The sequence below is a fragment of the Niveispirillum sp. genome (genome assembly GCF_017996735.1).
Taxonomy (GTDB): domain Bacteria; phylum Pseudomonadota; class Alphaproteobacteria; order Azospirillales; family Azospirillaceae; genus Niveispirillum.
Window position 1 is genome coordinate 1 of record NZ_JAGOGJ010000144.1, and the last position, 13306, is coordinate 13306.

Here is a 13306-nt window from a genome sequence, read left to right on the forward strand (position 1 = left end):
GGGCGCTGCCGACAGGTGGTCGGCATGGACATGCGTCTCGATCAGCCATTCCACATTGAGCTGGCGCTCTCTGACGAAGGCGATGATCTCATCCGCGTGCGTATAGCTTATGCGGCCGGCGGCATAGTCGATACCCATCACACTGTCGACGATGGCACAGGCGGCAGAGCCAGGGTCCTCGACGACGTAGGATATCGTGTTGGTCGCGGGATCGAAGAAACCCGTTACTTCGGGTTTGGCGGTGACGGGATATATGGGGAGCTGAGCCATGGGAGTTCTTTCAGGGAATGCCCAGCTATATTGTCGGATCACCCAGCGTTCGTCTCAGGGATCGGCAGGTAGGTCGATAACGGGAACAGGTGGGTCCGGCAATTGAGCATTTTCGTCCTTGTCCGCCATATGTCCCCGTCACCGCCTGACGTCCCCGGCTTCACGACATGTCGCACAGGTTCCATGCATTTCCATGACCGGTCTTGAGACGGCAAACCCGATGGCGGCTGTATCCATCTCAATAACGCGAGTCAGTTCAGGAATGGGTATCGCAACCGCCCGTTCGCAGCCGTCGCACAGCAGAAAGACATCCGTTCTTCCCCACTCCGGGTGAGCACACGCGACATAGGCGTTACGACTTTCAATCCGCACCGCCAAACCATTGCGCACCAGAAAATCGAGGATGCGGTACATGCTGGCCGGTTTCAACCGGTGCCCCATCTGGCATTCCATCAAGCCGATGACTTGATAGGCGCTGACCGGCCGCGGCTGGGAGCACAGCAGGGAGAGCACTTGGCGCCGCAAATCCGTCAGGGGTAGCCGTCGATCGGTACAGTAGCGCAGCACCCTGAGCAGTCCCGCAGGAACCGCCGGCTGTGATGTGGATGCTTCGGGACTGTTTCTTTCCACGGGACATGCCTTGGTCGCTTGATATATGTTACGTTATAACATATCTATTCCATCAACAATCCCCAACCCAAGATGCGCCCCATGTCCGATGCCCGCCTACCCGTCACCGTCCTGTCCGGCTTCCTGGGCGCTGGCAAGACCACTTTGCTGAACCATGTCCTGAACAATCGCGAGGGGCGGCGCGTCGCTGTCATCGTGAATGACATGAGCGAGGTGAATATCGATGCCGACCTGATCCGCGCCGGCGGCAGCGACCTGTCGCGCACGGATGAGAAGCTGGTAGAGATGAGCAATGGCTGCATCTGCTGCACCCTGCGCGACGACCTGTTGCAGGAGGTGCGGCGGCTGGCGGCGGCCGGGCGGTTCGATTACCTGCTGATTGAAAGCACGGGCATCGCCGAACCCCTGCCCATTGCCGCCACCTTCGACTTCCGTGACGAGGAAGGGCAAAGCCTGTCGGATGTGGCGCGGCTGGATACGATGGTGACGGTTGTCGATGCCGTGAACCTGCTGCGCGACTATGGCTCCACCGATTTCCTACGCGATCGCGGCGAATCCTTGGGGGAGGACGATAACCGCACCCTGGTCGACCTTCTGGTCGATCAGATCGAATTTGCCGATGTCATCCTGCTGAACAAGCTGGATACCGCCACCCCGGAACAGGCGGATACGGCGCGCAAGATCATCCGGTCGCTGAACCCCGATGCCGACCTGATCGAAACGGCGCAAAGCCGCGTGGCCTTGGACCGGGTTTTGGATACCGGCCGCTTTGATAATGAGAAGGCGCAGGAACACCCGCTCTGGTTCAAGGAACTGCACGGGTTCAAGGACCACAAGCCGGAAACGGAGGAATATGGCGTCTCCTCCTTCGTCTATCGCGCCCGCCGGCCCTTCCATCCCGAGAAGCTGTATCAGTTCCTCCAGGAGAAATGGCAAGGCGTGATCCGCGCCAAGGGGCATTTCTGGCTGGCCACCCGTCCCGATTGGGTGGGCGAGGTCAGCCAGGCAGGTGCCCTGGTCCGGCATGAGGCCATGGGCTTCTGGTGGGCGGCCGTTCCCAAGAACCGCTGGCCCGAGAGTGATGAATACCGGCAGGCGATACGCCAGAACTGGCACCCGGTCTATGGTGACCGCCGCCAGGAACTGGTGTTCATTGGCACCGGCATGGACGAGGCGGCGATCCGCCGTCGCCTGGACAGCGCATTGGTCGGCGACATCAACGCCCGCGACATGCAGGTCAATGCCTGGAAGCGCCTGCCCGACCCCTTCCCCCGCTGGAAACGGCAAGGGGAGGCATGAGGTGGCGGTCGCCTTGAGCAACTCGATGGTCAGCGGTGCGGATGAAACCGTTCTGTCCACCATCCTGCAGCCGGATGTCAGCCTTGCCATCTGGGACCGACCGGCCTCGCGCACCCTGCTGGACGGGATGGCGGGGCTTTGTCCTGCCCATCTGCCACAGGGACGTGTACTGGTCTGGTTGCCGGATGTGTCTGCTGCGCTGGCCAGTATTGTGGCAGAAACGCCGATTGGCGCCACGGTGCTGGGCCGGGCGCTGCTAGACGATATGCTGATGCTGGTCAGGCACTTTGCCGCCATCGCCGGCACCGATATCGTCGATATCCGGCTGGACCGGCTGCGGCATGATGCCTGCTGGAAGTTCCACCGCGATCAGGTGCGTTTGCGCCTGCTGACGACCTATCGCGGGCCAGCCACGCAGATCGTGCCGCAGGCGTATGCGGAGGAGGCGCTGCGCGCCCAGCGCGCCTATCGCGGCCCGCTGGCGGACCTGTCCGACGGGGCGGTCGCCCTGTTCAAGGGCACCCAGGCGGGGCCGGACACGGGCGTGGTCCATCGCTCCCCGCCTATCGCGGGCACGGGGACCGTCCGCTCCCTGTTCTGCCTGAACCTGCCATCGGACACTTCGCCCCGGCTCTGGGAACCGTGACCGGGTGTCAGTGGCACCAGAGCGTGCCGTCCACGCCGGGATGGCAGCATTGGAGCGAATTGGCCATGACGGCAGCGCGGGCCCGGTAAAGGTCCAAGGCCCGTTGGCGCATATTCCTGGTGTCGGTCTCCGCGCTGCCACCCGGTACGGGCGCCTCGGGCGGAGCCTGTTGTTTCAGTTTGGCCTCGGTTTCCTTCTGGCGGGCCAAAGCCTCTTCATACTCGGCGGTGCCGCAATCCTGGTTCTGGTACAGCTTGCCGCAGCTTTCCTGCGCCAGGACCGGACCGGTCAGCAGCAACAGGAAGGCGGCAATCATCAGCGCCTTATGATTTCGGCACGACACGGGCGTTCTCCAGATGGAAATAGATGCCATTCACGTCCTCGGCCGACAGGCGCAAGGTGCCCTCCAGCTTCACCTGATCCAGTGTCGCCGTCACTGGCTCGGCAGCACTGACCTGGATCAGATCGGCCGGCCCCGGCGGCGGACAGAAGGGACAGGTGGGGGCCAGGGAGGAGAGCAGGAAGGACCGGCTGGTCTCCCCCGTATCGAGCGGCAGGAAGAAACCGGCCACCGTGAAGGGCTGGCCGTCCAGTGCCTCCACCCCCGACCCGAAGACCGCGACAAGACGGTCAACATCCTGTACCCGCCTTTGCGTTTCCATTGTATCGGCCAGTTTGTCCCAGCCCAGGGTGGCGCGGGGAACCGCGCGCGGGTCGTGCGGCACGGCCTGGGACGCCAGGGCCGGGTCCTGCACCTGCTTGAAAGCCAAGGCCGGCACGGCGCCTGCCATGGCGGCAAGGAGCAGGGCGATCTTCACGGTCTTCATGCACTATCCCTTCGCCAGAAGCCGGCTGACATCCGTCCGATAGGCCCGGATCGCGGGCAAGGCGGCGGCCAGCAGGGCCACAAGCAGGGAAAGTAACAACAACAACCCCTCCCCCGCCACAAATTGCCCCGCCGACAGTCCCAGGTCGCGGCCACGGGCGGAAAAGCCGGACAAGGCCGCGACGCCGCCATGGGCCAGGGCAATACCCAGCACAGCGCCACCCAGCGCCACCAACATCGCTTCCGTCAGAATCTGCCCCATGATCCGACCACGTCCGGCACCCAGCGCCCGCATCACCGCCAGATCATATTGGCGCTCCTGCAAGGCGTTGGCCAGCGCCACAAAGGTGGACAGGCCTGCCGCCAGCACGAGCACCAGACCCAGCAGCCGCATGGCATCCAGCCCCAGCCCCATCAGCGCGCGCAGACGCAGCATCTCTGCCGCGGGGCTGGCCGCCTGCATGCTGGTCTGGCTGTTGATCTCGCGCGGCAGACGGGCGGCGGCCAGCGGCGTGGCATAGCGGACCAGGATCGCCGTTACTTCCCGGTCATGATCGACAGCAGCGTCATGATCATGCCCCTTCTCGGCCCCATGATCATGGTCGTCAGCAGTCTCCTCCGCCTTGTCTTCATGATGGTGATGATGGTCATGCACAGCCCAGACACTGGCCACGGGCGTCAGGACCAGACGGTCCAGCACTGTGCCAGTACGCGTCAGAATGCCGACCACGCGGCAAGGCGTATCGGCATGGGCTTCTCCACCCACAGTCAGCCCATGGCTGCCGACCAGGGGGCTGTCCAAGCCAAGACCGGACGCGGACGCGACCTCCGCCCCCAACACGGCCTCCATCGGCCCTTCAAACATCCGGCCTGCGGCCAGCCGTCCGCCATAATGGTCGATATAGGCCGGTTCGGTGCCCAGGATGCGGTAGCTGCCGAAACTGTCCCCCATGGCGACAGGAACGGCCTGCCTGACCAGGGGATTGCGTCGCAAATCCTCCAGGGCGGCCAGCGGCACATTGCCCGTGGGCACATCCACCTGCAGCACGGCCGACAAGACCAGCTGCAACGGGCTGCCCTTGGCCCCCACCACCATATCGATGCCGGCGACGTCACGCGACAGCCGGTTTTCCAACCCGCGCTCCAGCAGCAACAGGAACGCGATCAAGGCGACGCCCAGCGCCAGCAGCAGCAGGTTCAATGCCGTGGTCAGCGGCCGGCGGCGCAGATAGGCGAGGCTCAGTCCCAGCATATTCATGCCGCCTGCTCCATCGGCTTGGCCAGTTCCAGCAAGACCGGCAACTGGGACATCAGCCGCCGATCATGGGTCGCCACCAGCAGGGTGGCCCCGCTCAATTCCGCCTGCTCCAGCAGCAGGTCGATCACGGCATCGCAATTGGTATCGTCCAGGGCACTGGTCGGCTCGTCCGCCAGCAGCAGCGCCGGGCGGTTTACCAGCGCCCGGGCCACGGCCACGCGTTGCCGTTCCCCCTGTGACAGGTCGGACGGAAGGGCCCGCGCGCGCTCGGCCAACCCGACACGCGCCAGCAAGTCCATAAGCCCCTTTTCGTCCGGCGCACTCCCGGCGAGCCGCCGGGCCAGGCGCAGATTGTCGGCGACACTGACCGCGGCGATCAGGTGCAGCTGCTGAAAGACGATCCCCACATGATCGGCGCGCAACCGGTCACGCCCAGCATCGCCAATGGCGCGCAGATCATGGCCCAGCAGCGACAGGCTGCCCTGGTCCGGTACCATCAGGCCCGCCAGCATATGCAGCAAGGTCGTCTTGCCACTGCCGCTGGGTCCCAATAACAGGCCGTGCCGGCCCGGTGGCAGGCTCAGATGCTCCACACGCAAAATGGGATGGCCACCGGCACGGTGGATCACATTATCCAGGTCGATCAGATTGGCGGCGGGCATCGCGTTCACGCATCAAAGCAAGGTTACAAATACGATATAACATTACAGATGCATAATTTGCATCTGTCGAACGATGAATTCGCCGTCATGTGACCCGGCGCTGCCTGCCCGAACGGTCAGGTCCTTACCGGGCCCGATAGGGATCGGTCCTTGGCAGGCCAACGCGTCGCCGCAAGGCGCGGCTGGTGATAAAGTCGCGCAACGCACGAGGGATGGCGTCCCGGCGTGTCCAGCGGATGGTCAATTGTGCCTGACGGCATTCCCAGGCCAGCTCCCGGCCATTCTCGTACCGGTGCTGTTCATATTCGGTCATCGCATCCAGAGCGGCATAGTCGAACGGCTTGCCCAACATGGCCTCCACAAAGCCGGTATGGAAGGCGTGATGACAAACAGCCTGGCGGGCGGACCGCCAGGAACATGCGCCTTGGATCGTGTCGTTTGGGGTCATCTGTCAAACATGATCATAATGTGATGTTATAACATTTAAGATCAAATAGACCTAGGATCAAGAGGGACTGATCTGTCAAGCCCCTTCCAGAAAGCACACGAGCGGGACCATCACTGGTCAGTTTGACCAGCCACGATGGGGCAACCGGCCCTGGCCGACATCATCCAACGGCATGTGGCGCACAATTGCACTTGTGTTATGATATAACATTACATACCTTGCGCACCGCTTTCTGATATCCGTCATGGAAACGGTTGACCTCTCATGAAATCCCACCGCTTTGCCACGCCGATCCGCATTGGCATCCCGCTGCTGAGCCTGCTCTTGTCCACGACCTGTCTGGCGGATGCCGCCGACCCAGCACTGGCGCCCGAGATCGTGGTGACCGCCACCACCACGCCGCACACCACGGTTACCAGCCCGGCCACCGTCAGCGTCATCGGCAAGGACGAGCTGGCGAAGCGACCGGTGCAGGATCTGGCCGATGCCGTGCGCGGCACGCCGGGGGTGACGCTGACCGGTGTCGGCATGACACGGCGCGGCATTGCGCTGCGCGGCCTGTCGGAGGAACATACGCTGACGCTGGTGGATGGCCGCCGCGTGAACGTCGCATCGGCCGCCATGGCCCATGCCGATTTCGACCTGAACTGGGTACCGGTGGAGGCGATCGAGCGGATCGAGCTGGTGCGCGGTCCGCTCTCCTCCCTCTATGGCTCGGAAGCCTTGGGCGGGGTGGTGAATGTCATCACCCGCAGCCCGACAGACCAATGGCAGGGCGTGTTCCAGGCCAATGGCGGCTTGCGGGAGGATGGCAAGGGCGGCGCCACCCATCAGGTGGGCACCTGGATAGCCGGCCCCCTGGTCCAGGATATCCTGGGCATCAGCCTGTCCGGCCGCCTGAACCGCCGCCAGAACACCCCCGACGCCACCGAACCTCGACTGACCGCCCTGGAAGGACGTGACAGCCTGTCGGGCAGTGCCGCGCTGAGCTTCACACCCGATGCGGCCCAGCGCATCGACCTGACCTATGACCGGGGGGACGAGGAACGCTGGCGCAATGCCCAGCAGGCCGGTTCCCAGCCCTATTTCTACGAATATGTCGATAACGTCGACCGGGAACAGGTGTCGCTCAGCCATAAGGGCGACTGGGACTGGGGTAAGACGCAGCTTCGCGCCTACCGCTCCCGCCTGGATCGGGAGAATAGCCGCTCGCGGGGTGCCGCTACGCAGCCCAGTCGCCTGACCGACGATATCGTCGATGGCCATGTCAGCGTACCGCTGTTCGGCAACCATCTGCTGACCGCCGGCGGCGAATGGCGGCGGGAGGAGTTGCGCGACAGCACGGTCAACGCCAGTGCCGAAGCGGAAACCGATCATGCCGCCCTGTTCCTGCAGGATGAAATCGGGCTGGCTGATGGCGTGTCACTGGTGCTGGGCAACCGCGCCGACCATCATGAGGAATATGGCTGGCAGCACAGCCCGCGCGCCTATCTCACCTATGCCGTCACCGAAAATTTGACGGTCAAGGGCGGTGCCGGGCGCGGTTTCAAGGCGCCCAGCCTGAAGGAGTTGTCGCCGGGCTATTCGGCCGTGGGCGGCGGCGGCCAGTTCACCATCGTCGGCAATCCCGACCTAGATCCCGAGATCAACACCAGCTACGAGATCGGGGCCGAGTACCGCCCTGGCATCTGGGCCCTGCGCGGTACCTTGTTCCAGAACGACCTGAAGGATCTGATCCAGACGCTGTGCATCAGCGCCTGCGGTCGGCGCGGGCAGGAGCGGCGCACCTATCAGAATATCGACCGCGCCCGCATCCAGGGCGCGGAACTGGGCGGTGAGGTGACGCCGGTAGAGACGCTGACCTTGTCCGCCAATTATACCTGGATGGTGACGGAGAACCGGGTCACCGGCCTGTCGCTGGCCGAACGGCCGCGCCATGCCGGCAATGTCTCGGCCGAATGGACGCCGGTGGCGTCCGTGACGGCGCGGGTGCGTGGTGAATATGTTGGGCGGCAGACGGTCTATAGCAGCAATGTCGCCAATATCCTGCCCGACTATACGCTCTGGTCGCTGGATATCTCATGGCGCCTGACCGACCGCGTCACCCTGCGCGCCAATGTGGAGAATATCGGCGACGAGGAACTGGCCGCGCAATCCGCCCTCTATTCCTATGCCGAGCCGGGGCGCAGCTATAATCTTGGCCTGTCGGTGAGCTTCTGATGCGGCGGGCCCTCCGGTTATGGCTTGCGCTGCTGGTGCTGGCTGTCGCGGCACCGGTGGCCCTGTGTGCCGACCAGCCCTTGGTTCGCATCATCACCAGCGATTTCGTGCTGCCCGGCAAGATCAACCGGCTGGCTGAGATCGGCGCGGCGCATGGCGTGAAGGTGGAGGGGCTGTGGGTGGAAAACGCCACCGGCAACCCCGCCGACTGGCTAGCCGGGGCTGATCTGGTCATCATTGACGCCCCACGCGGCAATGACATGGCCAAGGTCCGCGACCGGCTAGGGACCGTGCTGGAGAGCATGTCGACCCCCTGGCTGCGCGTGGGCGGCGGCCCGCCGGGGGCCGGCAACCTGCCGCCGGACCAGGCGCCGACCCTGATCGCCTATTACGCCAATGGCGGGCCGGTGAATATCGGCCATCTGTTCGCCTTTGTCGCAGCAAGGGCGAAGGGGCTGTCCGGCCCGCCCCTGCCAGAACCGGAACGGCTGCCCAAAGCGGGTTTCTATCACGCCGCTGCCCCCGCCTCCTTCCCCGATGCCAATTCTTATCTCGCCTGGGGACAGGCGCACTGGGCCAAGGATGCGGCCCGCGTGGCTATCGCCATCAATACCGGCATGCTGTCGGGCATGCAGACGGCAATGGTCGACGGGCTGGTGGCGAAGATGGAGAAAGCCGGTCTCGCCCCCCTGCCCTTCTGGTTCGAGGCCGGCAAGGAGGATGGCTTGACCAGCCTGCTGGCCCCGGCCGGGATAGACGCCTTGGTCAACCTGACCCATATGCAGAATGGCAGCGCGCGGGCGGCGGAATTGCTGACGCTGGACGTCCCCGCCCTTCCCGCTTTCACTTGGCAGGAAGGGGACGAGGCCAGCTTTCAGGCGGCTGCCAGCGGCATCCAGGCCGGCACCATGGCCGCATTGCTGACCGTGCCGGAGTCCTGGGGCATGGCCGACCCCATGGTGATCGGCGCGTTGCGCAATGGCGAGCCGGTGCTGATGGAGGCACAAGGCGACGCCCTGATCGCCAAACTGGTCCGGCTGGCGACCCTGCGCCGCAAACCGGCGTCCGACAAGCATCTGGCCCTGATGTTCTGGAACCACCCGGAGGGGGAAAAGAATATCAGTGCGTCAAGCCTGAACATTCCGCGCAGCCTGGAACATCTGACGACCGCCCTGAAACAGGCGGGATATCAGGTGGAAACGCCTGACGAGGCGACCCTGACCGAAAAGGCGCAAGCCATGCTGGGCGGGCTTTACCGGCCCGAGGCGGAATTGTCGGGCCTGCTGGACAAGGGATTGGCGCAGGCCCTGCCGCTGTCCGTGTATCAATCCTGGTTCAATAACATTCCGATATCGCAACAGCAGGAGATCACCCGTACCTGGGGTGCCGCCAACCAGCATTGGGCGCTGCGCAATGTCAAGGGCGAGCCTGCCTTCATCATTCCGGTAACGAAACTGGGCAACCTAAGCCTGATGCCGCAGCCACCGCGCGCCGGCAAGCCCGGCGCCTCTTATCATGATACCAAGGTGCCGCCCGACCACTTTTATCTGGCAACATATCTGTGGCTGCGCCAGTCCGGGGCCGACGCGCTGATCCATTTCGGCACACACGGGACCCAGGAATGGACGCCCGGCAAGGACCGGGGCCTGTCGGCCAACGACTATCCGTTCCTGACCGTCGGCGACCTGCCCGTCTTCTACCCCTATATCCAGGATAATGTGGGCGAGGCGATGCAGGCCCGCCGTCGGGGCCGCGCCGTCACCATCAGCCACCAGACCCCGCCCTTCGCCCCGGCCGGGCTCTATGACGAGCTGCGCAACCTGCACGCGCTGGTGCATGAATATCAGCAGTTGGAGCAAGGCGCCGTCCGCGACGCCACCGCCGCCCGCATCCGCGACGCCGTGACGGCGGCCCATATGGACAAGGACCTGGGCTGGGATGCCGCGCGCATGCAGGCCGATTTCCCCGGATTCATGATCGTCCTGCATGATCATCTGCATGTCCTGGCCCAGGATGCGCTGCCCCTGGGCCTGCATGTCTTTGGCCGGCCGGCCGATCCCGACCACCGCCTGTCGACAGTGATGCAGCAATTGGGGCCGGATTTCTACCGCCTAGCCAGCGGAGAGCCGGACGAACTGTTTGCTGGCGATTACAGCCAGTTGCAGCAGGTGGCGCCCTATCGGCTGCTGAAGGCCCATCTGCGCGACGGCGTGGCGGTGGACACAATCCCGGATGCCGGCCTTCGCGCGCAGGTGGAACGGGCCATCGCCCTGGACCGCAACCTTGACCAGACCGGCGAGGTGGAGGCCCTTCTGGCCGGGCTGGCCGGCCGGCTGGTGCCGCCGGGGCCGGGTGGCGACCCGATCCGCAATCCTGACGTGCCCAGCGGCCGTAACCTCTATGCGTTCGAACCCAACAAGCTGCCCACCCGCAGCGCCTATGCGGCGGGGGAGAAGGCGCTCGTCGATCTGATCACGGCCTATCAGGCCGAGCATCAGGGGAAAATCCCTACCAAACTGGCCTTCACCCTCTGGTCATCGGAAGCGATGCGGCATCTGGGCGTGGTGGAAAGCCAGATCCTGCGGGCCATGGGCCTACGGCCTGTCTGGGACCAGGGTGGGCGTGTGACCGCGATTGAGATCATTCCCTCTGCCGAACTGGGTCGCCCGCGCATCGATGCCGTGTTGCAGATCACCAGCGTCTATCGTGACCAATTCGATGGCTTCATGCGCCTGTTGGCCGACGCTATCGACCGGCTGGCGGCGCTGGAGGAGCCCGGCAATGTTATTGCCGCCAACAGTCGGGCGCTGGCCTCCGATCTGGTGAAGGGCGGCATGGCGGAAACCCGGGCCCGCCGGCTGGCCGCTCTGCGGCTGTTCAGCAATGAACCGGGGGATTATGGTTCCGGCCTGCCCGGTGCGGTGCTGGATTCCACCAATTGGGAACAGGAATCAGCCCTGGCCGAAACCTTCCTGAGCCGCCAGCAATATGCCTACGGTGCCGATGAGTGGGGCGTGAAGCTCGACGGCACCAACCTGTTCGCCCGGCAATTGACGGGGGTGCAGGCGGCCGTGCTGTCGCGTTCATCCAAGCTGCACGGCATCCTGTCCACCGACCACCCGTTCGAATATCTGGGCGGCCTGTCCTTGGCCGTGCGGCATCTGGATGGGCAAAGCCCGTCGCTCTATATCGCCGACCTGCGCAACCCTACCGCCCGCATAACCGGTGCCGCCAGCTTCCTGGCGGATGAGTTGCGGACCCGCTACCAGAACCCGCACTGGATCAAGGCGATGCAGGCCGAAGGCTATGCCGGCGCGCTGGAGATGCTGAATGTCGCCAACAATCTGTTCGGCTGGCAGGTCACCGATCCTGACAGCGTGCGGGCCGACCAGTGGCAGGCCTTCCACGACACCTATGTCATGGACCGGCGTGAACTCGGCCTGAACGAATGGTTCGCCACCAACAACCCGACCGCCCAGATGCAGCTTGTCGAGCGCATGGCAGAAGCGATCCGCAAGGGCTATTGGGATGCTTCCGCGCAGACCCGCACCGAGCTGGCGCAGCGCTGGCAGGAACTGGCCGCCACCGCCAGCACCCAGGCGACAGCCGCATCGACCGCCCGGTTCATCGAACAGATGGTCGCCGGCTTCGGCCTGGATGCCGGCCAGACGGGCGGCGCCACGGCCAGCGGGGACATGGAAACCGTCCAGGGCCAGGTGATGCGGCAGGTGCAGCCCGATGAACAGGGCGGCGAGCCCCCGCCCTGGCAACGCTGGGCCGGCTTCGCCCTGCTGGCGGGCCTGATCCTGGCCGGCGCCCTGCGTCAGCGACACATCAATGCGTTGCGTGTTTGAGGAGTGATCATCAATGAATGCGTTGGAAGCCGGGCTTTACGATCTGGCGGGTCTGTTCATGGTCCCGGTCATGCTGCTGATCCTGGCGGCGCTGGCCTATGCCTTTCTGGCGCTGGGCGGCTTTGGCATGGAGGCGTGGCAGCGCCTGCGCGGTCGCCACCGGTCCGCCCTGTCCGCCTATCAGGCCAAAACCGGGGCGGCATCGGACGATCTGGAACTGTGGATCTTGAAGCGGCTGGAATGGGTGCGCATCGTGTCGCGCACGGCACCGATGCTGGGGCTTGTCGCCACCATGATCCCCATGGGCCCGGCGCTGCTGGCGCTGACCCGCAATGAGGGGGCGACCATGGGCGAAAATCTGGCCGTCGCCTTCGCCGCCGTGATCCTGTCGCTGGTGGCGGCCAGCATCTGCTTCTTCATCCTGACCATCCGCCGCCGCTGGCTGCTGGAGGAACTGCGCCAGATCGAACGGGCGGGGGGCAAGTGATGCGCTTTCTGGAAGGGGATGAGGCGGACGATCCGCTGCTGTCAGTCGTGAACCTGATCGACCTGTTCCTGGTGGTCATCGCTGTGCTGATGATCGTGATCGTGCGCAACCCGCTGAACCCGTTCAGCCAGGACAAGGTGACGGTGGTCGAAAATCCCGGCACGCCGGAAATGCGCATCACCATCAAGGACGGCAAGGAACTGACCCGCTATGACAGTACCGGCCAAATCGGCGAGGGCAAGGGCGTCAAGGCCGGCATCACCTATCGCCTGCCCGATGGCCGCATGATCTATGTGCCGGAGGGGGAACAAGAAACGAAAAAATAATTCCTGACTGGCCATTTCAGCCGTTTAGCATTACAGTTGCGTATTTTTCCTGATATGAGCGCGCCTTGCCTGGGCTTGGTGGGCTCGCCGCCACATTGACCATGCGATGATGGATGCCGGCTGGATCTGACGCTGTGCCATTTTGGTGGCGACACGCCTGATTTCCTGCATGGACCATCGGATCAGGTTTGTGTCTGGGGTGTCATCCTCCGCACCCATTGCAGGGTTTTTTGGGGTGTCTGGCGGTTCAGGTGATGCCGGCTGGATCTGACGCTGTGCCATTTTGGTGGCGACACGCCTGATTTCCTGCATGGACCATCGGATCAGGTTTGTGTCTGGGGTGTCATCCTCCGCACCCATTGCAGGGTTTTTTGGGGTGT

13 protein-coding genes and 1 pseudogene are annotated in these 13306 nt (G+C 64.2%); 6 read left to right on the forward strand and 8 right to left on the reverse strand.

What is annotated here, in order from left to right; genetic code table 11:
* Both KBA48_RS27800 and KBA48_RS27805 read right to left on the reverse strand, forming a co-directional pair.
* Positions 1-270 (reverse strand): MBL fold metallo-hydrolase (locus KBA48_RS27800; RefSeq protein WP_292911951.1); only part of this gene is annotated, 270 nt, incomplete at its 3' end.
* 138 nt (positions 271-408) lie between these two features.
* Positions 409-837 carry a transcriptional repressor gene (locus tag KBA48_RS27805; RefSeq protein WP_292911952.1) on the reverse strand — a complete coding sequence of 143 codons (429 nt, stop codon included), beginning with the start codon at positions 835-837 and terminating at the stop codon, positions 409-411.
* Between the two features lie 144 nt (positions 838-981).
* Between KBA48_RS27805 and zigA the strand changes: the two genes are divergently transcribed.
* Both zigA and KBA48_RS27815 read left to right on the forward strand, forming a co-directional pair.
* Complete coding sequence (gene zigA / locus KBA48_RS27810; protein WP_292911953.1) at positions 982-2199, forward strand: zinc metallochaperone GTPase ZigA; 1218 nt, start codon at positions 982-984, stop codon at positions 2197-2199.
* A 1-nt stretch (position 2200) separates the two neighbouring features.
* A complete protein-coding gene (locus KBA48_RS27815; protein WP_292911954.1) occupies positions 2201-2845 on the forward strand; it encodes a DUF1826 domain-containing protein in 645 nt (214 codons plus the stop codon).
* A 7-nt stretch (positions 2846-2852) separates the two neighbouring features.
* On the opposite strand, the gene KBA48_RS27820 is transcribed toward KBA48_RS27815, so the two are convergent.
* The 5 genes from KBA48_RS27820 to KBA48_RS27840 form a co-directional block, all read right to left on the reverse strand.
* Complete coding sequence (locus KBA48_RS27820) at positions 2853-3188, reverse strand: hypothetical protein (protein WP_292911955.1); 336 nt, start codon at positions 3186-3188, stop codon at positions 2853-2855.
* Positions 3169-3672, reverse strand: coding sequence for a DUF3299 domain-containing protein (locus KBA48_RS27825; RefSeq protein ID WP_292911956.1), 504 nt, complete (start codon positions 3670-3672; stop codon positions 3169-3171). Before KBA48_RS27825 ends, KBA48_RS27820 begins: the two co-directional genes overlap by 20 nt.
* Positions 3673-3675: 3 nt before the next feature.
* Positions 3676-4929 carry an FtsX-like permease family protein gene (locus KBA48_RS27830; RefSeq protein WP_292911957.1) on the reverse strand — a complete coding sequence of 418 codons (1254 nt, stop codon included), beginning with the start codon at positions 4927-4929 and terminating at the stop codon, positions 3676-3678.
* The gene (locus KBA48_RS27835) at positions 4926-5591 is read right to left on the reverse strand and encodes an ABC transporter ATP-binding protein (protein ID WP_292911958.1); all 666 of its coding nucleotides are present in this window, start codon (positions 5589-5591) and stop codon (positions 4926-4928) included. Before KBA48_RS27835 ends, KBA48_RS27830 begins: the two co-directional genes overlap by 4 nt.
* A gap of 124 nt (positions 5592-5715) precedes the next feature.
* The gene (locus tag KBA48_RS27840; RefSeq protein WP_292911959.1) at positions 5716-5943 is read right to left on the reverse strand and encodes a hypothetical protein; all 228 of its coding nucleotides are present in this window, start codon (positions 5941-5943) and stop codon (positions 5716-5718) included.
* 360 nt (positions 5944-6303) lie between these two features.
* On the opposite strand from KBA48_RS27840, the gene KBA48_RS27845 reads away from it, so the two are divergent.
* From KBA48_RS27845 to KBA48_RS27860, 4 genes are read left to right on the forward strand one after another with little or no spacing between them, the layout of a single operon-like run.
* Complete coding sequence (locus tag KBA48_RS27845; RefSeq protein ID WP_292911960.1) at positions 6304-8259, forward strand: TonB-dependent receptor; 1956 nt, start codon at positions 6304-6306, stop codon at positions 8257-8259.
* On the forward strand, positions 8259-12113 hold the full coding sequence (gene cobN, locus KBA48_RS27850) for a cobaltochelatase subunit CobN (RefSeq protein WP_292911961.1): 3855 nt from the start codon (positions 8259-8261) through the stop codon (positions 12111-12113). The genes KBA48_RS27845 and cobN overlap by 1 nt, the downstream gene beginning before the upstream one ends.
* A gap of 13 nt (positions 12114-12126) precedes the next feature.
* On the forward strand, positions 12127-12600 hold the full coding sequence (locus KBA48_RS27855) for a MotA/TolQ/ExbB proton channel family protein (protein WP_292911962.1): 474 nt from the start codon (positions 12127-12129) through the stop codon (positions 12598-12600).
* On the forward strand, positions 12600-12926 hold the full coding sequence (locus KBA48_RS27860) for a DUF2149 domain-containing protein (protein WP_292911963.1): 327 nt from the start codon (positions 12600-12602) through the stop codon (positions 12924-12926). The genes KBA48_RS27855 and KBA48_RS27860 overlap by 1 nt, the downstream gene beginning before the upstream one ends.
* A 30-nt stretch (positions 12927-12956) precedes the next feature.
* Here the strand turns inward: KBA48_RS27860 and KBA48_RS27865 are convergent.
* Positions 12957-13306: pseudogene (locus tag KBA48_RS27865) on the reverse strand (hypothetical protein); the annotation flags it as partial.